We start from the raw sequence: 24943 nt of genomic DNA, 5'->3' as shown, positions 1-24943 counted from the left end.
CCGGCGTGAGCCGAGCCGCTGCGGACTAGAAGTCCATGCCACCCGAGGGGTCGCCGGCCGGGGCCGGGTTCTTCTCGGGCTTGTCGGCGACGACGGCCTCGGTCGTGAGGAACAGACCGGCGATCGACGCGGCGTTCTGCAGAGCCGAACGCGTGACCTTGGCGGGGTCGATGATGCCGGCGGCCAGCATGTCGACGTACTCGCCGGTCGCGGCGTTGAGGCCCCAGCCGATGTCGAGCCCGCGGACCTTGTCGGCCACGACGCCGGGCTCCATGCCGGCGTTGAAGGCGATCTGCTTCAGCGGAGCGTCGATCGCGACGCGGACGATGTTCGCACCCGTCGCCTCGTCGCCCTCGAGCTGCAGGTTCGCCAGAGCGGTCTTGCCGGCCTGGATGAGGGCGACGCCACCACCGGCGACGATGCCCTCTTCGACGGCTGCCTTCGCGTTGCGGACGGCGTCCTCGATGCGGTGCTTGCGCTCTTTCAGCTCGACCTCGGTCGCGGCACCCGCCTTGATGACGGCGACGCCACCGGCGAGCTTCGCGAGGCGCTCCTGGAGCTTCTCGCGGTCGTAGTCGCTGTCGGTCGCCTCGATCTCGCTGCGGATCTGACGGACGCGGCCGGCGATCTGCTCGTCGTCGCCGGCACCCTCGACGATGGTCGTCTCGTCCTTGGTGATGATGACCTTGCGGGCACGACCGAGCAGGTCGAGCGTGGCGTTCTCGAGCTTGAGGCCGACCTCTTCGGCGATGACCTGACCACCGGTGAGGATCGCGATGTCCTGCAGCTGCGCCTTGCGACGGTCACCGAAGCCGGGGGCCTTGACGGCGACCGACTTGAAGATGCCACGGATCTTGTTCACGACGAGCGTGGCCAGGGCCTCGCCGTCGACGTCCTCGGCGATGATGAGCAGCTGCTTGCCCGACTGGATGACCTTGTCGACGATCGGCAGCAGGTCTTTGATGTTCGAGATCTTCGAGTTGACGATGAGCACGTAGGCGTCTTCGAAGACGGCCTCTTGACGCTCGGGGTCGGTGACGAAGTACTGCGACAGGTAACCCTTGTCGAAGCGCATGCCCTCGGTGAGCTCGAGCTCGGTGCCGAAGGTGTTGCTCTCTTCGACGGTGACGACGCCCTCTTTGCCGACCTTGTCGATCGCCTCGGCGATGAGCGCACCGATGGTGGGGTCGGCAGCCGAGATCGAGGCCGTGGCAGCGATCTGCTCTTTGGTCTCGATGTCCTTCGCGTCGGCGAGCAGCTGGTCGGAGACGGCCTGAGCGGCCTTCTCGATGCCGCGCTTCAGCGAGATGGGGTCGGCACCGGCCGCGACGTTGCGCAGACCTTCGCGGACGAGGGCCTGGGCCAGCACCGTCGCGGTGGTCGTGCCGTCACCGGCGACGTCGTCGGTCTTCTTCGCGACCTCTTTGACGAGCTCGGCACCGATCTTCTCGAAGGGGTCGTCGAGCTCGATCTCTTTGGCGATGGAGACGCCGTCGTTCGTGATGGTGGGGGCGCCCCACTTCTTCTCGAGCACGACGTTGCGACCACGCGGGCCGAGCGTGACCTTCACCGCGTCGGCCAGGATGTTCAGGCCACGCTCGAGGCCACGACGGGCCTCTTCGTCAAAAGCAATGATCTTAGCCATGTGTGTTTTTCGTCCCTCCCGGACGTCATGAAGCAGAAGCATTGGCACTCACGTGTCGCGAGTGCCAGCAACGATTCTGGCACTCGCCCGATGAGAGTGCAAGTGACGTGACGGGGCCCGGACGCACGAGCACGCCGCCACGGCGGACCGTGGCGGCGTGCGGCGAGAGCGTCGGCGCGTGGAGGCGCACCGACGGGCGTCAGGCGAGTCGGACGGACTCCGCCTGCGGCCCCTTGTCGCCCGTGCCCACCTCGAACACGACGGCCTGGCCCTCTTCCAGGACCTTGTACCCGCTCATGTCGATGGCCGAGTAGTGCACGAAGACGTCCTGGCCGTCTCCCTCGACGGTGATGAAGCCGTAGCCCTTCTCCGCGTTGAACCATTTCACGGTCCCGTTTGCCATGGTGTCGCTCCCCTTGTGTCGCTGTGGTGGTACGGCGCGTGCGGTGGTGCCGAGCCGGGTCGTCGACGCAGTGACCTGCGCGCCCGGACGGGGCAGCGTCACTCGTGCAGAACACCAGGTCGGCGAGCCGTGAGGGGCGACCAATTCCAGATCGTAGCCACGGCGAAAGCCCGGAACGACACCTCGTCCGAGAAACACCCGCTGAAGACGAGGATTTAACCGGTAATTAGACCTGGGCGTAACACAGGAGGCGCGGAGAGGCCGTCAGAGGCTGTAGTCGGCCCCGAGGACGATCGTGACCGCGGCACCCGGGAAGGCGTCGCTCGATTCGACGTCGGTGATGCCGAGTCGCTGCGCGAGGCCGAGCGCCGCGGCCTCGTCGTCGGCCGCCGAATAGTAGACGGTCGACGTCGCGACGCGCTCACTGGCGTTGCCCTGGGTCCCGACGACCCAGCCGACGGCCTCGAGCCGGTCGGAGGCCGAACCGGCGAGCCCGGCCGTGGCCGTGCCGTTCAGCACGGTGATGGTCGTGACCGAGGGGTCGATCTGCGACGGGTCGGTCAGCGGCGTGACGGACGGAGTCGGAGCCGGGGCCGTCGTCTCGGTCTCGGGGGCCTCGGCCGCGGCCGTGCTGGACGACGACGGGTTGACGAACTGGAAGCTGTTGTTCGCGACCCCGAGGTAGACGACGCCGGCACCGACCAGCACACCGACGGCGAGGGCCGCCCAGGCGAAGGCGATCCAGCCGCTGCCGGGGCGCTTCTCGGCCCGGTGGGCCCCGACGCGGTCGAGGTCGGCGGGAACGTCGTCGAACCGGTCTCGGTCGAATTTCGGCATGCGTGGTCTCTCGTGGATCAGCGGGTCGGACCGAACGAACGGGTCGCTCGGGCGTCTCGGCGGGCGGCTCGTAGGCGCTGGAGGCGGCCGACGAGCATGGGTGCGTACGCCAGTGCAGCGGGTCGGTCTATGAGCGAGTTGAGCAACTGCTGATAACGAACGACCCCGAGGCCGAACTCGCGACGGATGGCGGCCTCCCGGGCACCCGGGGCGGCGGGGGCACGCTGCTCGAAGTCGAGCACGGCACGGTCGCGTTCGGACAACGCGCTCGTGCGCACGTCGTCGCTCGTCGCCTTGTCGTCCATCGTCGCGGCCCTCCCCTGGTCCCGGGTCATCCTACGGGCGGGGTTCCGGGCGATCGCGGAGGCCACGGGCGTGGTCCGACATCGCGTCGGCCCGCCCGGGACGTCGGCGGCCAGAGGGGCCACGGGTCGCATCGCCGTCACGCCGTGAGGTGCAGACGCGTGCCGTGCGCGTCCCCCACGCCGAGCACCCGTCCGTCGAGGGCGAGTGCGGCGAACGAGTCGTCGGCGGACACTCCTGGCGGCACCTCGGCGACCACGTCCGTCAGGAGGTCGCGGCGTTCGTACGAGATCCACCGCGCGCCGAGCCGGCCGACCTCGTCGACGAAGGCCTGGCGCCGCCGACCCGGCAGGTAGACCAGCGTCCCCGTCGAGACGACGACCAGGGTCGCGTCCGACGGAGCCTCGGCCGCGAGTGCGGCGAGCCCGTCGACGGCGTCCGCCGTGACGAGCCGAGGAGGCGCGGTGCGGGCGAGCGCGACCGCCCGCCTCGACAGCGCGAGCCGGTCGCCGCGCTCCGGTGGCAGCAACGTCTCGAGCCACGCCACCTGGTCGCGGTCACGGACGTCGACCGGGTCGAGGTCGATCCCCGCGCGCCAGGTGACCTCGGGCAGCGGCCCCGTCGGCAGCTCCGGTCGAGGCCGGGTCCCGCCCACGACCGCGGTGGCGACGTCGATGCGCACCTGCACCGTGCTCGACGGGTCACCCCAGGTGCGGTCGCCCGAGCGGTAGCCGTACCGGTCCACACCGAGGCAGAGTCCGGCCGAGGCGCCGACCTCGAGCAGGGCGACCGGGCCCGGCACGCGGGCCAGGGCGACCGAGAGCGGGGCGCACCGTCGTACGTCGTTGGTCTGGGTGAGCCGGCGGGCGAGTTCGGCCACGACGTCGTCGGAGCGGGCGAGCAGCCAGGGCCGCAGCGCCGACCAGGGCCCGAGCGGCGCGCCCAGCCACCGGCAGACCGCGAGGACGAGGACGGGCTGACGCCGCGCCTCCTCGGCTCGGTCGACGACGGCCACCGCGGTCGCGTCACCCGCGATGCCTCGAGCGAGTTCGGCCTGCGAGGGCGAGCCCTCGCGGTCGAAGGCGAGGGCCGCGGCCAGGAACCGGTCGGAGGTGCTCACACGCAGGAGTCTGGCAGCCCGGTGGGGGCCGGGGAATCGTGCGCCGGTCGACCGTGTTGAATGAGGAGTCCCGACAAGCGAGGAGATCATCGTGGCGTACAAGATCGAGAAGACCGACGAGCAGTGGCGCGAGGAGCTCGACGCCGACCAGTACTCCGTCCTGCGTGAGGCCGCCACCGAGCGCCCGTGGACCGGCGAGCTGCTCGACGAGAGCCGTGCCGGCACCTACGCCTGTGCCGCCTGCGGCGCCGAGCTGTTCAAGAGCGGCACCAAGTTCGACAGCGGCTGCGGCTGGCCCAGCTTCTACGAGTCGGTGAACCCCGACGCCGTGCAGCTCATCGACGACAACAGCCTCGGCATGACCCGCACCGAGGTGCGTTGCGCGAACTGCGGCTCGCACCTGGGCCACGTGTTCCCCGACGGTTTCGGCACGCCCACCGGCGACCGCTACTGCATGAACAGCATCTCGCTCGACTTCACGGCCGCCGAGTAGTGAGCACGGTCGCCGACGCCGCCCGCCGACGCCGGTCGCGGTCGAAGGTCACCGACGTCGCGCCGACGCACGAGCAGTTGCTCGACGCGGTGCGCTCGGCGGCGACGGTGGCCGACCACTCCGAGTTGCGCCCGTGGCGGCTGATCGAGTTCCGCGGAGACGACCGCCTGATCGTCGGCCGGTCGCTGGCCGACGCGGGCGGGGCCGAGGGCCACGCCCGCGACAAGTTGACGCAGAAGGCGTTCCGGGCGCCGCTGATCGTCGCGGTCGTCGTCTCGCCGCGCGAGAGCCGCAAGGTGCCCTACTGGGAGCAAGAATCCGTTGCCTCGGGGGTCGCGCACCTGCTGTCGCTCGTCCTCGACGACGAGGGCTGGGGCGTCTTCTGGCGCACCGGCGTCCTGACCCGGGCACCCGAGGTGGCGGCGGCGCACGGCCTGCGTGAGGGTGAACAGCTGTTGGGCTGGCTGTACGTCGGCGGGCGCGAGGGGGATGATCCCAAGCCGCGCAAGCTGCTCGACCCCGAGCAGTTCGTCAGCACGCCGTAGTCCGTCGGCGCCCCGGGATAGGGCGCCGACGGGGTCACCAGGTCTTGTGGCTGTTGCCGATCACCGTGATGGGCAGCCAGAACGACCCCGTCATCAGGACGATGCCGGCGAAGAAGATGACGGCGTTGGGCTCGCCGGTGCCGAACGAGTAGGCGAACAGGGCGAAGCTGACGAAGAGCAGGGCGAGCGAACCGATCGCGGTCAAGATCGTGGACAAGGGGGCTCCTCTTGGTCGATGCGTCTGGCGGGCGCGGTGCGCTCGCTCTACTTCACCACTTCTCGGCCTCGGAGCGCCAATCCTGCACCGACCGCAGGCTTGACGCCGGGTGAGGAGGCGCGGGCTGGGTAAGATGGGCATGCCTCGCCGGCCTGGCGCAATTGGTAGCGCATCCGACTTGTAATCGGAAGGTTACGGGTTCAAGTCCCGTGGCCGGCTCTCTTCCACCCCTGCTCCCCGGGGCGGCTGCCGTTCAGCCCTCGAGGGCGACGAGCAGGTGACGCAGGCCGTCCGCGACGGCCTCCCGCGCCTCCTCGGGCAGGGCGGCGAGCATCGCCCGCTCGTCGGCGAGCTGCACCTCGAGCACCCGGTCGATCAGGCGACCGCCGGCTTCCGTCGGGGCGACGAAGTAGCCGCGGTGGTCGGTGGGGTTCGCCGACCGATGGACGAGGCCCGCCACGAGCAGGCCCTTGACTCGTTTGGTGACGGCCGGCGGCGAGAGCAGCGTCTCGTCGGCCAACTGCGTCGGACTCATCGGGCCGTCGCGTCGGGTCAGGGCCGCGAGCAGGTCGAAGTCCGCCCGTCCCAGGCCGAACTGGGCCAGCAGATCGTCGCTGCGCCGCTGCACGATGCGTGCCAGACGGTTCACCCGGCCGATGACGGGCACGGCCGAGACGTCGAGGTCGGGCCGCAGTTCGCGCCACCGGTCGTGGACGTCGTCCATCACGTCGCGGGGGCCGGTATCGGTCATGCCCTTGAGACTACCGATGGTTCACGGGTAAAGTGACTGTCAGATCATTCACCCGTGAAGCAGTTCGACGACGAGCGCCCACGCCGCGTCGACCAGAGGACCGCCCCATCACGACCACGACCCCCGCCCACCGCCTGCTGCCGCACCCGCGCGACCTGCTCCGCTTCGGCCCGCACGACGGCGCCCACCGTCCGGCGGCCCGAGTCGCCGCCTCCGTGCTCGTGCCGATGGTCGTTCTGGCCCTGATCGGTCACGTGGAGTGGACGCCCTACGCGGTGTTCGGGGCCTTCGCCTCGGCGTTCGGGCGCGGCCTGCCCCGATTCCAGCGACTCGAGATGCAGCTCGAGGCCGGGCTCGCACTCGTCTCCTGCGTGGTGCTGGGCACCGCACTGGCCGCCTCGTCAGCCCCGGTCTGGGTGCTGGTCGTGACGATCGGTCTGGTCGCCGGCGTCACCTCGGCCACCTCCGACCTGCGCCGCTGGAGTCCGCCCGGCCCGCTCTTCTTCGTCTTCGGCCTCGGCGTCTCGGCATTCGTGCCCGCGACCGCGTCGACCGTCGCCGTGGCAGCGGTCGTCGCGCCGGCGAGTCTCGCGCTCGCCCTGCTCGCGTCGTTCGCCGGCGTGCTGCTGCCGGGCGGCCGTCGGGCGCTCGCCACCGTCGACGGACGCCGCTGGAGGCGCGGACCGCGACCGCTGGACGGTCGACGGACGGTCGTCCACGCCGCCGTCTGCCTGGTGGCCTCGATCGCGGCCGGGCTGCTCAGCCTGGGTCTCGGTGTCGAGAGCCCGTACTGGGCGATGGTGTCGGCCGTGGTGCCCGTGGTGGGGAGCGCGACGGCGGGCCAGCTCGTGCGAGCCGGCCACCGCCTCCTCGGCACCCTCGTCGGGGTGGCCCTCGCCGCCTTGCTGCTGGCCTGGCACCCCGGGGTCGCCGCCTTGATCGTCGCCTTCGGCGTCCTGCAGTTCGCGACCGAACTGCTGATCGTGCGCAACTACGGGCTCGCCCTGGTGTTCATCACGCCCATGGCGCTCGGCATGCGGGCGCTCGGGGGCGAACCCGTCGACGTGGGCGCCCTCGTGGCGACCCGGACGGCCGACACCGCGATCGGCGTGGGCGTCGTGGTCGTCGTGCTGCTCGCGACCCACCGACTGCGGCGCCCCCGCGCCGAGGTGGCCACCTGAGCCCAGGACCGGGCAGCCCTCGCGCTCGGGTCAGACCTGGCGCGCCCTCGCCCGGCGGCCGTCCTTGCTCCACCAGACCAGGTCGGCGACACCCTGCGCGATCAGCAACACCGCCACGATCAGGATGATCACGGTCAGCGCCTGGACCGGCACACCCGAGGCGATGTTGAGCACCTGAACGACGAGACCGAACAGGCCGATCAGCACCTCGAACACGGCAGGCACCACGGCGCCGGTCTTCGTCAGGGTGAACCAGGGTCGCCGCAGGTCGCTCATGAACCCGAGGGTACAAGGTGCGCGGGCTACGATCGCCGGGACCCCGATCCGCCGAGGAGGCACCGTGCGACGACGCGACGTCCACGTCGACCCCGACGTGCCGAACTGGCTGCTGACCAGACGCGGCGGCATCGCCCTGCCCCTGGTGACGACGTTCTGCGCGCTCGTCGTGATCGCGAGCATCGTCGCCGCCCTGACGGTCGGCGGGGGCAGCGTCACCGTCGTCACCGTGGTCGTGGTCGCCGCCGGCCTGGGAGCCGTCACCTGGGCCGTCGCAGACCTCGTCTGGTGGTCTCGTGACGACCGACGTCGCATCGTCCGGCTGCCCCGCGACCCTTCGGCCTGACGCCGGCACTCCCCGCCACATGCCGTTCGCGGCATGGACGTGCCCCGTCAACCTGGCAACCACCCAGCGTCCGCCGCCGTAAACTGGCGGACGCACCGAACCGGTGCCCACGACGTTCGGCTCCGCTCGCGACCCCGCGCGCGCGTGCAGCCCCACCCCGCCACAACTCGACAGGGAGTTCCGTTGAACGGAAACGCTACGACCCGGCACAGCAACGTCGCGTTGCTGTCGGTCACCAGCACCATGGCCGATCGGGTCACCACCTCCGAGAGCATCGACGAGAAGCTCAGCCCCGTGCTCAAGCGCCTGAAGCTGCCCACGGGCCTGCTCCAGCGCGTCGCGGGCGTGTACGAGCGCCGCAACTGGAGCACCGAGCAGAGCTTCGACGCAGCGGCGATCGACGCAGGCAAGCGCGCCTTGGCCGAGGCCGGCGTCCGCCCCGACCAGGTCGGCCTGTTGATCAACACCTCGGTGACCCGCCCGCACCTCGAACCCTCGGTCGCCGTGCGCCTGCACCACGGTCTCGGCCTGCCCTCGTCGGCCACGAACTTCGACATCGCCAACGCCTGTCTCGGCTTCGTCAACGGCATGACCCTCGCCGCCCAGCTGATCGACGCAGGCCAGATCGACTACGCCGTCATCATCGACGGCGAGGACGCCGACGACGTCCAGGTCAACACCATCGACCGCCTGCTGACCAAGGGCTACGGCCGCGACGACTTCATGAGCGAGTTCGCCAGCCTGACCCTGGGCTCGGGTGCCGCCGCCGCCGTCATCGGCCGGGCCGACCTGCACCCCGAGGGCCACCGCATCGTCGGCGGGGTCACCCGCGCCGCCACCGAGAACTACGACCTGTGCGTCGGAAGCGTCGACGGCATGTTCACCGACGCCAAGGCGCTGCTCAAGCGCGGCATGGAACTCGTCGTCTCGGCCTGGAAAGAAGCCAAGCGCGACTGGAACTGGCAGCGCATGGACCGCTACATCATGCACCAGGTCAGCGACGTGCACACCGGCGCCTTCGTCAAAGCCGCCGGCATCGACAAGAAGCTCGTCCCGTTGACCTACCCGACCCTCGGCAACGTGGGCCCGGCCTCGATCCCCATCACCCTCGTCGAAGAGAGCAAGACCCTCAGCAAGGGCGACCGCGTGCTGCTGATGGGCGTCGGCTCGGGCATCAACACCGCGATGATGGAACTCGCCTGGTGAGTCGGCTCCCGCGGTCCGCCTCCGCCACGGCGCCGGCGTCACGTCCCCCCGCGGGTCTCGACGGGCTCGACCCGTCGTGGTCGCGTCTCGTCGATGTGCCCTACGGGCTGGGTTCGCACCGCGCCTCCCGCACCTGGCACGTCCTCGACAACGGCGACCGACTGACGGCCCTCGGCGTCGAACCCGTCGGCACCATCCTCTGCGTGCACGGCAACCCGACCTGGTCGTACCTGTGGCGCCGCCTCGTCGCGCGCACGGTCGAGACGGCCGCCGCCGGAGGCCCCGCCTGGCGCGTCGTCGCCGTCGACCAGCTCGACATGGGCTTCTCCGAACGCACCGGCTCGCCGCAGACGCTGGCCCGCCGCGTCGCCGACCTGGGCGACCTGACCGAGGCCCTCGAGATCGCCGGCCCCGTCGTCACCCTCGGCCACGACTGGGGCGGCGTCGTCTCGATGGGCTGGGCGGTCGACCACCCCGACCAGCTCGTCGGGCTCATGCTGCTCAACACGGCGATCCACCAGCCAGAGGACGAGAAGATCCCGGCCCCCCTCCGCCTCACCCTCGCCCGCGGCGTCCTGGGCCGGGCGACCGTCGGCACGACCGGGTTCCTCGACGTGACCCTCGGCCTCGCCCACCCGCCGCTCTCGGCCGCGGTCAAGGACGGCTTCCGTGCCCCCTACCGCCAGGCCGACCGCCGTGGTGGCATCGGCGGGTTCGTCGCCGACATCCCGGTCGACGCCGAGCACGTCAGCAGCCCCGAGCTCGACCGCATCGCCGAAGGCCTGCGCGAGCTCACGGTGCCGGCGCTGATGCTCTGGGGCCCGCGCGACCCGATCTTCTCGGACCGGTACCTCGACGATCTGATCGACCGCCTGCCGCACGCCGACGTCCACCGCTACGAGGGCGCGGGCCACCTCGTCGCCGAGGACGTCGACTACGCCGGGGCCGTGCTCACCTGGCTGGGCGATCGACTGCCCGACGGCGCGGCCACGGTCGACGCCCCGGCCGGAGCCGCCGCCGTCGCCGTCGCCGAGGAGGCGCGGGTCGCCTCCCCGCAGGACCGCCCGCTCTGGTCGTACCTCGAGTCCCTGGCCGACAGCCCGGCCACCGCGCTGGTCGAGATGGCCCCCGCGGGTGCCGACGGCCCCCGTTCGGTCAGCTGGAGCCTGCTGGCCCGCCGCGTGCACGAGATCGCCCTCGGCCTGCGCAAGCACGGTGTGCGGCCAAGGGACCGGGTGTCGCTGCTCGTGCAGCCGGGTGCCGACTTGACCGCCGTGCTCTACGCGTGCGTCCGCCTCGGTGCTGTCGTGGTCGTGGCCGACGCCGGTCTCGGCGTGCGCGGCCTGACCCGCGCCGTCCGGGGGGCCTGGCCCGAACACGTGATCGGCCAGCTGCCCGGGCTCACCGCCGCGACCGCCCTCGGTTGGCCCGGCCGCAAGATCTCGACCACGACGTTGGCACCGATCGCCGCCCGCGCGCTCGGCGTCGAGGCCTCGCTGCCCGAGATCGCCGAACTCGGGCGCCGCGCCCACGAGGCCCTCGCCGAACTGCCCGAGGCTCCCGCGGCCGACGCCGAGGCCGCGATCCTCTTCACCTCGGGCTCGACCGGTCCCGCGAAGGGCGTCGTCTACCGCCACGGCCAGCTGACCGCCCTGCGCGACGCCCTGGCCGAGCAGTACGGCGTCGGCCCCGGCACCGGCCTGGTCGCCGGCTTCGCCCCGTTCGCCCTGCTCGGGCCCGCCCTGGGCGCGACCAGCGTCACGCCCGACATGGACGTCACGAAACCCCGCACGTTGACGGCCCGCGCCGTCGCGGCCGCCACGGCCGCGGTCGACGCCACCGTGGTGTTCCTCTCCCCCGCCGCGCTCACCAACGTGGTCGCGACGTCCGACGAACTCGATGCCGCCGGCCATCGCGCGCTGTCGGGCGTCGAGACCTTCCTGTCGGCGGGCGCACCGGTCTCCGAGTCGCTGCTCGCCGCGGCCGGCGACCTGATGCCGAACGCCACGCCCCACACGCCCTACGGCATGACCGAGGGCCTGCTGATGACCGACGTCACGCTCGACGGTGTGCGCTCCGCGGCGACCGACCGCGAGGCCGCCGTCGCCGAGGGCGCGCCCGACGCCGGCGGCGTCTGCGTGGGGCTGCCCGGCGCGACCACGACGGTGCGGATCGCTCCTCTCGACGACGCGGGCCGCGCCTCCTCGGCGTTCACCGACGACGCCGGGGTGACCGGCGAGATCGTCGTCTCGGCGCCGCACGTCGAGGACCACTACGACCGCCTCTGGCTCACGCATCGGACCAGCCGCCTCGGCTCGACCGCCGAGACGCGGTGGCACCGCACCGGCGACGTCGGGCACCTCGACGCGCAGGGCCGCCTCTGGGTCGAGGGCCGCCTGCCCCACGTGATCACGACGGCGACGGGCGTGCTGACACCGGTGGCGTCCGAACAGGCCGTGGAGGCGCGGGCCGGCATCGCCCGCGCCGCCGTCGTGGGCGTCGGCCCGGCCGGCACGCAGCAGGTCGTCGTCGTGGCCGAGACCGTCCCTCCGGCTCGTCGCCCGGGGCTGGCGTCCGCGACCCTGGCGGCCTCGGTGCGCTCGGCCGTGGCCTCGGCGTCGGGTCGACCGGTGGCGGCCGTGCTCGTCGTGCCGCGGCTGCCGACCGACGTGCGCCACAACAGCAAGATCGACCGCAGCGGCCTCGCCGCCTGGGCGGCCTCGGTGCTCTCCGGCGGCCGGATGCGCCGACCGTGAGGGTGCTGGTCACCGGGGCGAGCGGGCTGCTCGGCGGCGCCGTCGCCCGGGCCGTCGCCGACGCCGGGCATGAGGTCACGACGTTCCAACGCCGCCCCTCGGGCGTCCCGGGTGCCCGCGACGTGCTCGGGTCGATCACGAACCCCCGGGCCGTCGCGGCCGCCGTCCGCGACCAGGACGCCGTCGTCCACCTCGCCGCGAAGGTGTCGCTCACGGGTGACGCCGCCGACTTCGAGGCCGTCAACGTCGGGGGCACGCGCTCCCTCGTCGAGGCGATGCGCGCCTCCTCGGTGTCGCGACTGGTCTTCGTGTCGTCGCCGTCCGTGGCTCACTCCGGGGCATCCATCGTCGGCGACGACGCGCTGCCGGCGTCGCCCGGGCACGCTCGCGGCGACTACGCCCGCACCAAGGCCGCGGCCGAGCGCGTCGCCCTCGGGACGGCCGACGCCGACCTGCGGGTCGTGGCCGTGCGCCCGCACCTCGTCTGGGGCCCGGGTGACACGCAGCTCGTCGAGCGCATCGTCGACCGTGCCCGCTCCGGACGCCTGCCCCTGCTCGATCACGGCGCCGCCCTGATCGACTCCACCTACGTGGACAACGCGGCGTCCGGCATCGCCGCGGCCCTCGACCGCGTCGACGACGTCAGCGGTGGGGCGTACGTGATCAGCAACGGCGAGCCCCGCACCGTCGCCGACCTGATGGCCGGCATCTGCGCGGCCGCCGGGGTGCCCGCCCCTCGCCTGCGGGTGCCGGCCGTCGTCGCCCGCGCCGCGGGCTCACTGGTCGAGCGTGTCTGGGCCGTGCGACCGGGCACCGACGAACCACCCATGACGAGGTTCCTCGCCGAGCAGCTGTCCACCGCGCACTGGTTCGACCAGCGGCGCACGCAGCACGACCTCCGCTGGACGCCCGCGGTGAGCGTCGACGAAGGCCTGCGCCGGCTCGCCGCCTGGTACGCCGCGGGGCAGCCCGCCGTCTGAGGCCGCCTCGCGCGAGATGTCACGACGTGCCGCTCACGTTCGAAGGTGAGCGGCACGTCGTGACATCTCGACGGCCGGGACCGGCCCGGACGGCCGGGCGCGGCCTACCGTCACCCGGATAGCGGGAGCAGCCGGTGGCAGCAGCCCGCGGCGGCCGGCGGAGACCCGGCACCCCACTCGACGGAAGGACCATCCATGAAGGCAGTCGTCTGGCACGGCATCGGCGACATCCGACTCGACGAGGTCGCCGACCCCACCATCGTCGACCCGACCGATGCGGTCGTCCGCATCACCCGCAGCGCGATCTGCGGCACCGACCTGCACTTCGTGCGCGGCACGATGGCCCCCATGGCCGAGGGCACGATCCTCGGCCACGAGGCGGTCGGCGTCGTGACCGCGGTCGGTGACGACGTCCGCGGCTTCAGCGCCGGCGACCGGGTCGTCATCAACTCGACGGTGTCGTGCGGCACCTGCCGCTACTGCCGCCAGGGCCAGACGGCCCAGTGCGACGTGGCGAACCCCAACGGCCCGGACGCCGGCACCTGCTTCTTCGGCGGCCCGGCCTCGACCGGCCCGGTCAACGGCCTGCAGGCCGAGCAGGTGCGCGTGCCGTTCGCGCAGAACACCATGCACCGCCTGCCCGACACGGTCAGCGACGAGCAGGCGATCCTGCTGAGCGACATCTTCCCGACCGGCTGGTTCGGAGCCGAGCTCGCGGGGGTCACCCGCGGCGACGTGGTCGCCGTCTTCGGTGCCGGCGTGGTCGGCCAGTTCGCGATCGCCTCGGCCTTCAAGCAGGGCGCCAGCCGCGTGATCGTGGTCGACCGAGAAGAGACGCGCCTCGCCCAGGCCCTCGCCCAGAACGCCGAGATCGTGAACTTCGACGACGAGGACCCCGTCGAGACGATCAAGCGCCTCACCGGCGGTGCGGGCGTGGACGCCGTCATCGACGCGGTCGGCGTCGACGCCCAGCACGCGAGCCACGGCCCGGCCGCCCCCGACGCCGACACGGCCGCCGAGTTCGCGGCCGAGGTCGAGCAGGTCGCCCCCGACGCGAACCCGCAGGGCGACCAGTGGGTTCCCGGCAACGCGCCGACCCAGGCTCTGCGCTGGGCCGTCGAGGTCGTCGCGAAGTACGGCCGCATCGGCGTCATCGGCGTGTACTCGCCGACCGTCACGTCGTTCCCGTTCGGCGAGGCGATGCTGAAGAACCTCACCATCCGCATGGGCAACTGCGACCACCACTCGGTGACCCCGCCGCTGATCGACCTCGTCGCCTCGGGCCAGTTCGACCCGACGGCGTTCATCACCGAGCACGAGGGCATCGGTTCGGCGATCGAGGCCTACGAGGCGTTCGACCGCCGCGAGCCCGGCTGGACCAAGGTCGAGGTCGTCGCCGGCTGACGGCACCGCATCACACGACACCGCGTTCCGTGCTCTGCTCCCTGTCTCGACGGGGTGTGCCGCACGGAACGCGGTGCCATGACGCGGGTCGTCGCCGGATCAGATGACGGCGGCGCTCCAGTCGTCGGGGTTGCCGAAGCGGTGCGCCGTGATGGCGACGGCCTGCTCGCGGAGGAACGGCAGCAGCTCGAGGCGCCCGGTCGGCGTGACGGGGGCCGCGAACACGGCCACCGCCGGGTCGCCGCCGAGGGCGTCCGACAGAGCCGAGGAGGCGCCGGCCACGCCGCCCGCGTCCGTCACCAACCGCACGCGCTCGGTCGACAGGCGACCCGCACGCACCCGGTCATGCCACGCCGCGTCGTCCTCGCGCACGACGTCGGAGGCCGCGAGGCCGAGCGCCCGGACGAGAGCGCCGGGCAGCTCGACCGACGACGACACCGTGAGCGGCGCGCCGGCACGCAGACCGGCGAGCAGCACCCGGACCACGTCGACCGGAGCCGCGCCGTCGGCGGCGCGGACCGTGACGGGCAACGCGCGGTAGCGCAGCAGGTCGCGCTCGAGGCCGAGGTCGCCCACGTCGCGGGCGACGCCGAACTCGGTGGCCCAGAAGTGCTCGTCGCTGGCGGCGGCGGCTCGCAGGTCGTCGGAGGCCGACGCACCCGACGCCCCGAGCAGCGGCGACGCGGCCTCGAGGACGGCCAGGGCCTCGCGACCCGGGCGCGCCTCCTGCGGTTCGGTCAGCGCCGTCGGCCGCCACGAGCCGAGGTGCACGAGGTAGTTCGGTCCACCGGCCTTGGCCCCGGCACCGACCGAGGACTTCTTCCAGCCGCCGAACGGCTGGCGCCGCACGATGGCGCCCGTGATGCCGCGGTTGACGTAGAGGTTGCCCGCCTCGACGCGGTCGAGCCAGGTCGACAGCTCGGCGGGGTCGAGGGTGTGCAGACCCGCGGTGAGGCCGTAGTCGGTCGCGTTCTGCAGCTCGATCGCCTCGTCGAGCGTCTTCGCGGTCATGATGCCGAGCACCGGGCCGAAGTACTCGGTGAGGTGGAACTCGCTGCCCGCGGCGACGCCGGCGCGCACCCCGGGCGACCAGAGGCGCCCGGAGTCGTCGAGCTGCTTCGGCTCGACCAGCCAGGTCTCACCCGCACCGAGCGTGGTCAACGCCCGCTCGAGCTTGCCGTGGGCCGGCTCGACGATCGGGCCCATCTGCGTGGTGGGGTCGGAGGGCAGGCCGACGCGCAGGGTGGACGCGGCGTCGACGAGCTGTCGGCGGAAGCGCTCGGAGGTGGCGACCGAGCCGACCAGGATCACCAGGCTCGCCGCCGAGCACTTCTGGCCCGCGTGGCCGAAGGCCGACTTGATGACGTCGGACGCGGCCAGGTCGAGGTCGGCACTGGGGGTGACGATGAGGGCGTTCTTGCCGCTGGTCTCGGCGAGCAGGGGCAGGTCGGTGCGCCAGCTCGTGAACAGGGCCGCGGTCTCGAAGGCGCCGGTGAGGATGACGCGGTCGACCGACGGGTGCGACACCAGGTGACGACCGAGGTCGCCCTCGTCGACGTCGACCAGCTTGAGCACCTCTCGGGGCACGCCGGCGTCCCAGAGGGCCTGCACCATCACGGCACCGCTGCGTTTCGCCTGCCCGGCCGGCTTGATCACGACGCTGCTGCCCGCCGCGAGCGCGGCCAGGGTCGAACCGGCGGGGATCGCGAGGGGGAAGTTCCACGGCGGGGTGATCAGGGTCAGCCGCTCGGGCATGAAGGTGGCCCCGTCGACCTGGTCGAGTTCTTCGGCGAGATGGGCGTACCAGTTGGCGAAGTCGATCGCCTCGCTGACCTCGACGTCGCCCTCGGCGACGGTCTTGCCGGTCTCGCTCGCCGCGACCTCCATCAGGTCGGCGCGGCGGGCCGACAGCGTCGCCGCGGCCTCGCGCAGGACCGCGGCCCGACCCGCGCCTCCGCGGGCCGCCCAGTCGGCGGACGCGGCGACGGCGTCGGCCACGATCGCGTCGAGGGTGGCCTCGTCGGTCACCCGGGCGGACTCGATCAGCTCGACGCCCAGGCGCGAGTCGGCCGAGCGGGCGGCGATCTCACGACCCCAGGCGCGGTTGTCGGCCAGGGCGGGGTCGGTGTCGGGCTCGTTGTCGAAGCCGCTGCCGGCCGCGCGGGGCTGTAGCGCCTGGGCGGCGTCGAGGCGGCTCTGCACGCGGTGTGATGCCGGGGTGTCGCCGTCGACCTCGGCGAGCGAGGCGAGGAACCGACCCTTCTCGCGCTCGAACATGGCTTCGTTCGAGGCGAGTTCGAAGACGGCGGACATGAAGTTCTCGCTCGAGGCGTTCTCTTCGAGGCGGCGGATCAGGTAGCTGATGGCGACGTCGAACTCGCGGGGGTGCACGACGGGCGTGTACAGCAGCAGTCCGCCGACGTCGGCCTTGACCAGCTCGGCCTGCCCCTCGGCCATGCCGAGCAGCATCTCGAACTCGACCCGATCGCTCACGCCGCGGGCCTCGGCCAGCAGGTGGGCGAAGGCGATGTCGAACAGGTTGTGGCCGGCGACGCCGATGCGCACGGAGCGGGTGCGCTCGGGAGTGAAGGCCCAGGTGAGCACGCGCTTGTAGTTCGTGTCGCTGTCCTGCTTGGTGCCGTAGGTCGCGAGCGGCCACTCGTGCACGGTGGCGTCGACGGTCTCCATCGCGAGGTTCGCGCCCTTGACGATGCGCACCTTGATCGCGGCCCCGCCGGCGTCGACCCGCTCGGTCGCCCAGGTGGTGAGGTGCTGCAGGGCGCCGAGGGCGTCGGGCAGGTAGGTCTGCAGGACGATGCCGGCCTCGAGGCCCTTCAGCTGCGGCTGGTCGAGGAGGCGCGTGAAGACCGCGATCGTCAGGTCGAGGTCGCGGTACTCCTCCATGTCGAGGTTGATGAACTTCGGCCTCGGCGACCGGGCGGCGAGCTCGTACAGCGGGGTGAGCTTCTCGACGACGCGCTCGACGGTCTCGTCGAAGGCCCACATCGAGAGCTGGCTGACGATGGACGAGACCTTGATCGACACGTAGTCGACGTCGTCGCGGGCGAGCAGCGCCCGGGTGCCCGCGAGGCGGTGCTCGGCCTCGGTGTCGCCCAGGACGGCCTCGCCGAGCAGGTTGAGGTTGAGCCGCGTGTCGTCCTTCTTGATCTTCGCGATGGCGGCGCCGAGCTTGGCGGGGCGGGCGTCGGCGACGAGGTGGCCGACCATGCCGCGCAGGACGCGACGGGCGATCGGCACGACCACGCCCGGCAGCACGGGCGCCATGACGCCGCCGAGGCGCACGGCGGAGCGCATGTGCCACGGCAGGAAGGCGGGTGCCTGCTTCGCCAGGGTCGACAGGTTGCGGGCGGCGACGCCGAGGTCTTCCGGCCGGACGACCCGGTCGACGAACCCGATCGTGAAGGCGAGTCCCGACTCGTCCTTCAGGACCTGGGCGAGCAGGTGGGCCGAGCCGGTGCTCGGGGCGCCGGACGCCTCGTGCGCCCAGCGACGGGCGAGGGCGACGGCGTCGTCGCCGATGCCGACGGGCAGGAGCTGTTCAGCGGTGGACGGCCCCGCCGTCTCGTCGATGGTGGTCATGGGATGAATGTAGGGCGGAACTTGCCACCTGGCAAGGTTTGACACGAGACCGTGACGTGCGCCGCGCCTCCTTCTCGACAGGGGGCCGATCGGCACTGGCGGCGGAGGCCGGACAGCGCTACCTTGGGCGCGTCCAGGCGGTGCACGGCGGCCGCCGAGACCGACCCGTCTGCGGACGGACGGGTCCCACGTACCGGGAGCACCCATGGCGATGATCGAGGCCCGCGGCCTCACGAAGACCTACCGGTCGAAGTCCGGCCCGGTCCACGCCCTGACCGGGCTCGACCTGATCGTGCCCGAGGGCACCGTCAAGGCGCTGCTCGGGCCGAACGGTGCCGGCAAGACGACCGGCGTCAAGATGCTCACCACCCTCGAACGGCCGGACTCCGGCACGGCCACGATCGCCGGGCTCGACGTCGTCGCGGACGCCCAGGCGGTGCGCCGCTCGATCGGCGTCTCGGGGCAGTACGCCGCGGTCGACGAGAACCTCACCGGCTTCGAGAACCTCGACATGATCGGACGGCTTTACCACCTGGGCAGCCGCGTCAGCAGGGACCGGGCCCGAGAGCTGATCGACGTCTTCGACCTGTCGGCCGCGGGCGACCGTCCGGTGAAGGGCTTCTCGGGCGGCATGCGCCGACGCATCGACCTCGCCGGGGCGCTCGTGACGAACCCGCGCGTGCTGTTCCTCGACGAGCCGACGACGGGCCTCGACCCCCGCAGCCGCCTCGCCCTGTGGGACATCATCACCGGCCTCGTCGACGGCGGCACGACGGTGCTGCTGACCACGCAGTACCTCGAGGAGGCCGACCGCCTGGCCGACGACATCTCGGTCATCGACGGTGGAGCCGTCATCGCCGAGGGAACGGCCGACCAGCTCAAGGCCCAGGTCGGCGGGCACCGTCTCGTCGTCGCCCTCGTCGACGAGGCGCGGGCCGATCAGGCGGTCGAGGTGCTCCGGCGGCACGGCGACTCCGAGCCGACCGTCGGGGCCGACGGCCGTCAACTCGAGGTCGCGGTCACCGACGGCCCGACCGCCCTGCAGCGAACGCTCGCCGACCTCGGTGCGGCCGGCATCGAGCTGCACGACGCCGGCATGCGGCGCCCCACCCTCGACGACGTGTTCCTGCAGCTCACGGGCCACCGCACGGCCGACGACGACACGGACGACGACCCCGGCTCCCCCGACGACGACCCGGCCGGCGGTCGGGGTCGTGCTCGGCGCGGTGCGAAGAAGAGAGAGGCACGGGCATGACCACCACCGGCACCACCTCCGCCCTCGCGCAGACGCTCGTCCCGTCGACCGACACGGGTGTCGGCACCTGGGCCTCGGACGGCTGGACCGTCACCAAGCGCAACCTGACCAAGGTGAAGCGCTCACCCGACATGCTGATCTTCGCCGTGCTGCAGCCGATCATGTTCGTCCTGCTGTTCAGCCAGGTCTACGGCGGTGCCATCGCCGTCCAGGGCACCGACTACACGCAGTTCCTGATGGCGGGCATCTTCGCGCAGACCGTGGTCTTCGGCTCGACCTTCTCGGGTGCCGCGATGGCCCAAGACCTGAAAGAGGGCATCATCGACCGGTTCCGCACCCTGCCGATGAGCTCGTCGGCCGTGCTGATCGGTCGCACCAACAGCGACCTCGTCCTCAACACGATCTCGATGGTCATCATGATGCTCACCGGGCTCGCGGTCGGCTGGCGGGTCGACGCCTCGCCGGCCTCGTTCGTCGGCGGGGTGGCGCTGCTGCTGCTCTTCAGCTACTCGTTCAGCTGGGTGATGGCCCTGCTCGGCATGAGCGTCAAGACGCCCGAGACGATCAACAACGCGTCCTTCATGATCCTGTTCCCGTTGACGTTCGTCTCCAACGCGTTCGTCCCCAGCGACACGCTGCCCACCGTGCTGCGGGTCTTCGCCGAGTGGAACCCGGTGTCGTCGCTCGTGCAGGCGGCCCGCACCTCGTTCGGCAACCTGGGAGACACCCCGGTGCCCGACATCTGGACGATGCAGCATCCCTACGCCACCGTCCTGCTCGGCATCGCCGTGATGCTCGTGGTCTTCGTGCCGCTCTGCATCCGGAAGTTCCAGCGCATCAGCGCGAAGTAGCGGGCGCCTGCCCGCAGGCGGCAACCGAGGAGGCGCGGGTCAGCCCGCGCGCCCGGCCGCCTCGCGCACGGCGGCGTCGAGTTCGCTCGTCGGCACCGTGAGGACGCTCCCGATCACGAGGCGCATCAGGGCCGGGACGTCCACGGCGTCGCGCTCGTACAGCCACTGCAGCTGCAGCCCGTCCTGCACGGCCAGCACGACGCGGGCCGCGGACTCGGCGGTGTAGCCGTCGCGCAACCAGCCGCGGGCCTGGGCGAGTCCGAGGTAGGCCGAGGTCGACGAGACGATGCGCTCGTAGTAGTCGGCGTAGTACTGGTGCGCCGGGTGGTCGGGCGAGGTGGCCTCGGCCGACGCGGTGATGAACAGCGAGATGACCACGGGCACGTCGACGTTGTACTCGGCGAGCGCGACGAGCTCGTCGACCCTCATGCCCCCGTCGTCGTCGAAGTGTCGTCGGAGGCGCTCGTCGCGCCGACGGAGCACGGCCATCAGCAGCTCGTCCTTCGTCGGGAAGTAGTGCATCAGCGACTGGTGCGAGACGCCGCACCGCCGTGCGATCTCGCGCAGGGTGGCGCCGTGGAACCCGACCTTGCCGAACACCGGCAGGGCCGCGTCCAGGATGGCCTCGCGTTTGGCGATGCCCTTGCGGTACCGACCGGGTTCGCGCACCACGCCGAGCGGCGTGGCGTCGGTGACGTCGGCGCGGGTCGTGTCGGGCTCGGGGGCGTCCATCGGGGCCAGCCTAGGTCGTCCTCCGCCGAGATGACGACGCCTCAGGACGCGGCGGCCGTACACGGTGCGTCGGCATAGAGTTCAGCGGTGCCGTGGTCGCTGCTGAGAACGCCTGCCTTCCGGGCCCTCTGGGTCGGGCGCCTGTTCTCGTGGGTGGGCAGCGGCTTCGCGCCCCTGGCCATCGTCTTCGCGGCCATCGATCTGGGGGCCGACGCCGTCGACCTGGGGCTCGTCGTCGTCGCCCGGTCGGTGCCGAACATCGCCCTGGTGCTGGTCGGCGGTGCCCTCGCCGACCGGTTCTCGAAGCGCACCGTCGCGATCGCGTCGTCGTGGCTGTCGGCGGCGTCGCTCGTCGCGGCGGCCGCCTTGATGATGACGGGGACCGAGACCTTGCCCACCCTCGCGGCGGTCGGCGCGGTCAATGGCGCCGCGGCCGCCTTCTTCGGCCCCGCCACCAGCGCCCTGCTGCGGGAGACCGTGACCGACGACCAGCTACGGGACGCGACGGTGCTCAGCCGCGTCGGGATGAACGTCGGACTCGTGATCGGCACGGCGGTGGGCGGTGCCGTGGTCGCGACCGCCGGGTCGGGCGTGGCCCTGGCCGCCGGGGCGGCCGTCTTCGTGGTCGCGGCCGTGGTGTTCGTGGGGTTGCCTCGTGACGGAGCCCGCGCCTCCGGAGGGACGTCGGTGCTCGAGGATCTCGGCAGCGGGCTCGGCTTCGTCTGGCGCACCCGCTGGCTCGTCGCGACCGCCGCCCTGGCGTTCACGTTCCAGCTCGCCTTCGCCGGCGGGGTGCAGGTGGTCGGCCCGCTGGTCGCCGACCAGTCGTTCGGGCGTCTGCTCTGGGGCTTCGCCGGAGCGGTGCAGACGCTCGGATTGATCGCGGGCGCGTTCTGGGCGGGGGCGTTGAGAGGGCGGCTCCGCCTCTGGGCGGCCTGTCTCGGTGCCGCAGCGCTCGCCCTGCCGCTCGTGCTGCTGTCGTTCGCCTACGGCACCGACCCGGTCGTGTTCGACCCGCTGCACTGGTTCTTCTGGATCAGCCTCGGCCTCTTCGCGGCGAGCGTCGGGCTCGAGGTCTTCACGGTGCCGCTGGACGTCGTCGTGCAACGGCAGGTGCCGGGGGTCTACCTGGGTCGCGTCTTCTCCTGCTTGACGTTGGCGTCGCTGGCAGGGGTGCCGGTCGGCGAGGTCGTCGTCGGACCCCTGACCGAACTGATCGGCACCCCGGCGACTCTCGCCGCCCTGGCGGGCCTCGTGGTCACCGTCGCGGTTGCCGTGGCGCTCAGCTCACGGGTGCGACGGGTCGACGCCGGCCAGGAGGCACGGCTCAGCTGAAGTCGCCGCGCTCGATCGCCTCGGCGTACTTGCGGACGTCCGGGCCGGGCTCGTAGTCGATGAAGCGGTTCTTGACGGCGTCGTTGATCGCCTTGAAGGACTCCTCCCACGACTCGCCCGAATGGGCGGCCGCGGCGTCGCGGACGGCGTCGCGCAGCACGTTGTCGGCGTCGGTCAGGATCTTGTCGCGCGCTTCGTCGTTCCAGCGCACGTCGTTCAGGTCGGCCATGGTCTTCTCCTCATGGGGTGGGGTGGGGCGGGGCGGTGGTGGGTGTGGTGCGGCTGGTGCTACTTCTTCTTCTTGGGGCTCAGCGACGAGCCCTTGTGGGCGGCCTTCGCCCCGCTCTTGTCGCTCTCGACGACGAAGTAGGGCTCGTCGTCCGAGGCCTTGAACTTCTGTCCGTCGAGCTGGAACTCCTTGACGCGCTTCTCCACGACCGTGCCGTGGGTCTCGCCCTGAGGGGTGTTCCAGGTGACGTGGTCTCCCGTGCTGAACGACATCGCGCCTCCTTGGTGTGTCGATCCGTCCGCCGCCGGCCGGTGCCGCGCGGTGGTGGCGTGGACGGTACCCCGCAGGCGTCGACCCGCCACCCAGCGACGCGGGGTACAGGGTGCGGCGATCTCGGGTCGGACGCCCTCAGACCGAGAAGCCGCCGTCGGCCTTGATCAGCTGGCCCGAGATCCAGCGCCCCTCGGGCGACAGCAGGAAGCGCACGACCCGACCGATGTCCGCGGGCGTGCCGAGGTGCCCGGTCGGCTGCCGCTCGGTGCCGCTCGCCCGGATCTCGTCGTCCATCCACCCCGTGTCGATCGGACCGGGGTTCAGCGCGTTGGACGAGACGCCCAAGTGTCCGAGCTCACGCGCCGCCGCGATCACGAGCCGGTCGAGGGCCCCCTTGCTCGACCCGTAGGGCAGGTTGTGCACGACGTGGTCGCTCGTCAGGGCGACGACGCGGGCGCCGTCGTGGAGCAGCTCGACCGGGGGCAGCTGCTCGGCGAACGCCTTGATCGCCAGCCAGGCCGCCCGCACGTTGACGGCGTAGTGGGCGTCCCAGCTCTCGAGCGTCGTGTCGAGGATCGACGAGTCGACGCTGTGCGAGTGGGACAGCACGAGCGCGGTGACCGGCCCCAGGTCGGCGTTGACCGCCCCGAGGAGGCGCGCGGGAGTCCCCGGGTCCGCCAGATCCGCCGGGTACACGGTCACGCGCGCCCCCACGGCCTCGAGCTCGGAGACGAGCGCGTCCACGTCGACGGCCGTCAGACCCCAGGGCATGGAGGCGTCGTAACCGTCCCAGGTGGTCAGGGCGAGGTCCCACCCGTCGGCGGCGAGCTCGTGGGCGATGCCGTTCGCGATCGAGTTCGCCCGGCCGGCACCGGTGAGCAGACAGATCTTCCTCGACATGCGGGTCTCCTTCGACATCCGCTCAGCTTGTCAGACGCCCCTGCCGCGCCCTGCCGCCGACTCGCCAGGGCTGGGGTGCCGCGTGGGCTCGGCGCGAGCGGGTCAGCGCCCGCGGCGAGGCCGACTGCGGCCGGTGCCGCGTTGCGGCCCCCGACCCTTGGGCGGCGTGCGCTTCGGCTTGGCTCCGCGCGGGTCGGGAGTCGACCCCTTGCGGGCCGTGGCGGCCTGCTCGGGCTCGTCGCGCCTCCTCGATCGCGAGCTGCGGGCCGTGCGACCCCGGACGACGCCGATGAAGTCGTCGAGGTCGTCGGTGAGCTCGCCGTCGGGCCAGACCAGCGCGATCGTGGTCGGCGGCAGGTCGGCGACGTAGCGGTAGGTGACCTCTTTCCGGGCGTGCAGTCGGGCGAGGGACTGCGGCACGACCGCGACGCCCGCACCGGTCGCGACGACTGCGACGGCCTCGGCGACCGAGAGCGACGGGTCGAGGTCGTGCCGGTGCTCGTCGGCGAACGCGGCGGCGTCGACCTCGTCCTCGGCGCCGGCCGAGGCGACGGCGTGGTCCTTCGGCACGACGACGACGGCTCGCTCGTCGTAGAGCCGGATGACCGACAATCCCTCGGCCTCGATCGGCAGGCGGGCCAGCACCATGTCGACCCGGTCGTCGCCCCGGGCGTCGTCGAGGGCGGGCACGGCCTCGGCGTCGGCGAGCGGCACGAAGGCCAACGGGGTCTCGGGGCGACGCTCCTCCCACAGCCTCGACCACTTCGACAGGGTCACGCCGGGCACGACCCCGATGCGGAACGGGGCGCGGGTGGGCTCGGTCGTCATGGGTCGAGGGTATCGGCCCGGTACCCTGGACAGATGACCTCCGACGCGCCGTCCGGCAAGCAGCCGCAGACCCTCAAGCCCTTCACGGCCGCCAAGAAGCTCGGCGTGTACCTGCCGGCCACGCCCGCCGAGTTCCAGGCCGCCCCCGTCACGCGCGAGGCCTTCGCCGAACTCAGCACGAACCCGCCCGAGTGGCTGTCCGAGCTGCGCCGCACCGGCCCGCACCCGAGGCCCGTCGTCGCCCAGAAGCTCGGCATCTCGACCTCCGGCCTCGCCCGCGCGGGCGTCGACGACGTCATGACCACCGACGAGATCCACGCCCTGCTCGACGAGATGCCCGACTGGCTGCGCACCGAACGCGGCATCCACGCCGACGTGCGCGAAGAAGAGCTCCGCGTGAAAGAGCGCAATGCCGGCCGCGAGGTCCTCCGCAAAGAGCGCGAGGCGAAAGAGGCCGCCGAAGGGCACTGACGCCCG

26 protein-coding genes and 1 tRNA gene are annotated in these 24943 nt (G+C 72.1%); 13 read left to right on the top strand and 14 right to left on the bottom strand.

Annotation, left to right across the window (positions count from 1 at the left end; genetic code table 11):
- Positions 1–25: 25 nt before the first annotated feature.
- The 5 genes from groL to EDF50_RS08120 form a co-directional block, all read right to left on the bottom strand.
- Positions 26–1645, bottom strand: a complete 1620-nt coding sequence (groL, locus tag EDF50_RS08140; protein WP_043593524.1) for a chaperonin GroEL — start codon at positions 1643–1645, stop codon at positions 26–28.
- A gap of 199 nt (positions 1646–1844) precedes the next feature.
- On the bottom strand, positions 1845–2048 hold the full coding sequence (locus EDF50_RS08135; protein ID WP_054146828.1) for a cold-shock protein: 204 nt from the start codon (positions 2046–2048) through the stop codon (positions 1845–1847).
- Between the two features lie 264 nt (positions 2049–2312).
- Positions 2313–2885 carry a LytR C-terminal domain-containing protein gene (locus tag EDF50_RS08130; RefSeq protein WP_123519074.1) on the bottom strand — a complete coding sequence of 191 codons (573 nt, stop codon included), beginning with the start codon at positions 2883–2885 and terminating at the stop codon, positions 2313–2315.
- A 17-nt stretch (positions 2886–2902) separates the two neighbouring features.
- Complete coding sequence (locus tag EDF50_RS08125; RefSeq protein ID WP_199738680.1) at positions 2903–3190, bottom strand: DUF3263 domain-containing protein; 288 nt, start codon at positions 3188–3190, stop codon at positions 2903–2905.
- Positions 3191–3327: 137 nt separating this feature from the next.
- Entirely contained in the window at positions 3328–4308 is a 981-nt protein-coding gene (locus tag EDF50_RS08120; RefSeq protein ID WP_158612665.1) for a DUF2332 domain-containing protein, read from the bottom strand.
- 91 nt (positions 4309–4399) lie between these two features.
- Between EDF50_RS08120 and msrB the strand changes: the two genes are divergently transcribed.
- Together msrB and EDF50_RS08110 are read left to right on the top strand one after the other, a co-directional pair.
- The gene (msrB, locus tag EDF50_RS08115) at positions 4400–4801 is read left to right on the top strand and encodes a peptide-methionine (R)-S-oxide reductase MsrB (RefSeq protein WP_123519072.1); all 402 of its coding nucleotides are present in this window, start codon (positions 4400–4402) and stop codon (positions 4799–4801) included.
- The gene (locus EDF50_RS08110; protein ID WP_123519071.1) at positions 4801–5346 is read left to right on the top strand and encodes a nitroreductase family protein; all 546 of its coding nucleotides are present in this window, start codon (positions 4801–4803) and stop codon (positions 5344–5346) included. Before msrB ends, EDF50_RS08110 begins: the two co-directional genes overlap by 1 nt.
- A gap of 34 nt (positions 5347–5380) precedes the next feature.
- On the opposite strand, the gene EDF50_RS08105 is transcribed toward EDF50_RS08110, so the two are convergent.
- Positions 5381–5563, bottom strand: a complete 183-nt coding sequence (locus tag EDF50_RS08105) for a hypothetical protein (RefSeq protein ID WP_123519070.1) — start codon at positions 5561–5563, stop codon at positions 5381–5383.
- 146 nt (positions 5564–5709) lie between these two features.
- On the opposite strand from EDF50_RS08105, the gene EDF50_RS08100 reads away from it, so the two are divergent.
- Positions 5710–5782 (top strand) — tRNA-Thr (locus tag EDF50_RS08100).
- Positions 5783–5816: 34 nt separating this feature from the next.
- Here EDF50_RS08100 and EDF50_RS08095 read toward each other — a convergent pair.
- Positions 5817–6314, bottom strand: a complete 498-nt coding sequence (locus EDF50_RS08095; protein ID WP_123519069.1) for a MarR family winged helix-turn-helix transcriptional regulator — start codon at positions 6312–6314, stop codon at positions 5817–5819.
- Between the two features lie 32 nt (positions 6315–6346).
- Between EDF50_RS08095 and EDF50_RS08090 the strand changes: the two genes are divergently transcribed.
- Complete coding sequence (locus EDF50_RS08090; RefSeq protein WP_148076789.1) at positions 6347–7495, top strand: FUSC family protein; 1149 nt, start codon at positions 6347–6349, stop codon at positions 7493–7495.
- Between the two features lie 30 nt (positions 7496–7525).
- On the opposite strand, the gene EDF50_RS08085 is transcribed toward EDF50_RS08090, so the two are convergent.
- Positions 7526–7771, bottom strand: coding sequence for a hypothetical protein (locus EDF50_RS08085; RefSeq protein WP_123519067.1), 246 nt, complete (start codon positions 7769–7771; stop codon positions 7526–7528).
- Between the two features lie 64 nt (positions 7772–7835).
- On the opposite strand from EDF50_RS08085, the gene EDF50_RS08080 reads away from it, so the two are divergent.
- From EDF50_RS08080 to EDF50_RS08060, 5 genes are all read left to right on the top strand, one after another.
- Entirely contained in the window at positions 7836–8117 is a 282-nt protein-coding gene (locus tag EDF50_RS08080; RefSeq protein ID WP_123519066.1) for a hypothetical protein, read from the top strand.
- A 183-nt stretch (positions 8118–8300) separates the two neighbouring features.
- Entirely contained in the window at positions 8301–9323 is a 1023-nt protein-coding gene (locus tag EDF50_RS08075; RefSeq protein WP_233570453.1) for a 3-oxoacyl-ACP synthase III, read from the top strand.
- Positions 9320–12079 (top strand): alpha/beta fold hydrolase, encoded by a 2760-nt coding sequence (locus EDF50_RS08070; protein WP_233570451.1) that lies wholly within the window; start codon positions 9320–9322, stop codon positions 12077–12079. Before EDF50_RS08075 ends, EDF50_RS08070 begins: the two co-directional genes overlap by 4 nt.
- Positions 12076–13059 (top strand): NAD(P)-dependent oxidoreductase, encoded by a 984-nt coding sequence (locus tag EDF50_RS08065; RefSeq protein WP_123519064.1) that lies wholly within the window; start codon positions 12076–12078, stop codon positions 13057–13059. The genes EDF50_RS08070 and EDF50_RS08065 overlap by 4 nt, the downstream gene beginning before the upstream one ends.
- Before the next feature lie 195 nt (positions 13060–13254).
- Positions 13255–14463: an alcohol dehydrogenase catalytic domain-containing protein gene (locus tag EDF50_RS08060; protein WP_123519063.1), complete on the top strand. Its 1209-nt coding sequence runs from the start codon at positions 13255–13257 to the stop codon at positions 14461–14463.
- A 99-nt stretch (positions 14464–14562) separates the two neighbouring features.
- Here the strand turns inward: EDF50_RS08060 and EDF50_RS08055 are convergent, their stop codons facing one another.
- Positions 14563–18063: a bifunctional proline dehydrogenase/L-glutamate gamma-semialdehyde dehydrogenase gene (locus tag EDF50_RS08055; RefSeq protein ID WP_123519062.1), complete on the bottom strand. Its 3501-nt coding sequence runs from the start codon at positions 18061–18063 to the stop codon at positions 14563–14565.
- Positions 18064–18268: 205 nt separating this feature from the next.
- Here EDF50_RS08055 and EDF50_RS08050 point away from each other — a divergent pair, with 205 nt between their 5' ends.
- The gene (locus EDF50_RS08050; RefSeq protein ID WP_123519061.1) at positions 18269–19318 is read left to right on the top strand and encodes an ATP-binding cassette domain-containing protein; all 1050 of its coding nucleotides are present in this window, start codon (positions 18269–18271) and stop codon (positions 19316–19318) included.
- Complete coding sequence (locus EDF50_RS08045) at positions 19315–20169, top strand: ABC transporter permease (RefSeq protein ID WP_123519060.1); 855 nt, start codon at positions 19315–19317, stop codon at positions 20167–20169. The genes EDF50_RS08050 and EDF50_RS08045 overlap by 4 nt, the downstream gene beginning before the upstream one ends.
- Before the next feature lie 39 nt (positions 20170–20208).
- Here EDF50_RS08045 and EDF50_RS08040 read toward each other — a convergent pair whose 3' ends face one another.
- Positions 20209–20901, bottom strand: a complete 693-nt coding sequence (locus tag EDF50_RS08040) for a TetR/AcrR family transcriptional regulator (protein ID WP_123519059.1) — start codon at positions 20899–20901, stop codon at positions 20209–20211.
- A gap of 87 nt (positions 20902–20988) precedes the next feature.
- Here EDF50_RS08040 and EDF50_RS08035 point away from each other — a divergent pair, with 87 nt between their 5' ends.
- Entirely contained in the window at positions 20989–22236 is a 1248-nt protein-coding gene (locus EDF50_RS08035; RefSeq protein ID WP_123519058.1) for an MFS transporter, read from the top strand.
- Here EDF50_RS08035 and EDF50_RS08030 read toward each other — a convergent pair.
- The 4 genes from EDF50_RS08030 to EDF50_RS08015 all read right to left on the bottom strand — a co-directional run bounded on the left by EDF50_RS08030 (position 22229) and on the right by EDF50_RS08015 (position 24466).
- A complete protein-coding gene (locus EDF50_RS08030; RefSeq protein WP_123519057.1) occupies positions 22229–22465 on the bottom strand; it encodes a hypothetical protein in 237 nt (78 codons plus the stop codon). The two genes, EDF50_RS08035 and EDF50_RS08030, sit on opposite strands and share 8 nt — an antisense overlap.
- Before the next feature lie 59 nt (positions 22466–22524).
- Entirely contained in the window at positions 22525–22737 is a 213-nt protein-coding gene (locus EDF50_RS08025; protein WP_123519056.1) for a DUF2945 domain-containing protein, read from the bottom strand.
- 136 nt (positions 22738–22873) lie between these two features.
- Entirely contained in the window at positions 22874–23638 is a 765-nt protein-coding gene (locus tag EDF50_RS08020; RefSeq protein ID WP_123519358.1) for an SDR family oxidoreductase, read from the bottom strand.
- 102 nt (positions 23639–23740) lie between these two features.
- On the bottom strand, positions 23741–24466 hold the full coding sequence (locus EDF50_RS08015; protein WP_123519055.1) for a LysR family transcriptional regulator substrate-binding protein: 726 nt from the start codon (positions 24464–24466) through the stop codon (positions 23741–23743).
- 33 nt (positions 24467–24499) lie between these two features.
- Between EDF50_RS08015 and EDF50_RS08010 the strand changes: the two genes are divergently transcribed.
- The gene (locus tag EDF50_RS08010; RefSeq protein ID WP_043597192.1) at positions 24500–24937 is read left to right on the top strand and encodes a DUF5997 family protein; all 438 of its coding nucleotides are present in this window, start codon (positions 24500–24502) and stop codon (positions 24935–24937) included.
- The last annotated feature ends 6 nt before the right edge of the window (positions 24938–24943 follow it).

This window comes from Frigoribacterium sp. PhB24 (assembly GCF_003755185.1).
Lineage (GTDB): Bacteria > Actinomycetota > Actinomycetes > Actinomycetales > Microbacteriaceae > Frigoribacterium.
The sequence above is the reverse complement of the archived record's forward strand: the minus strand, read 5'-3'. Positions and strand labels throughout refer to the sequence as shown.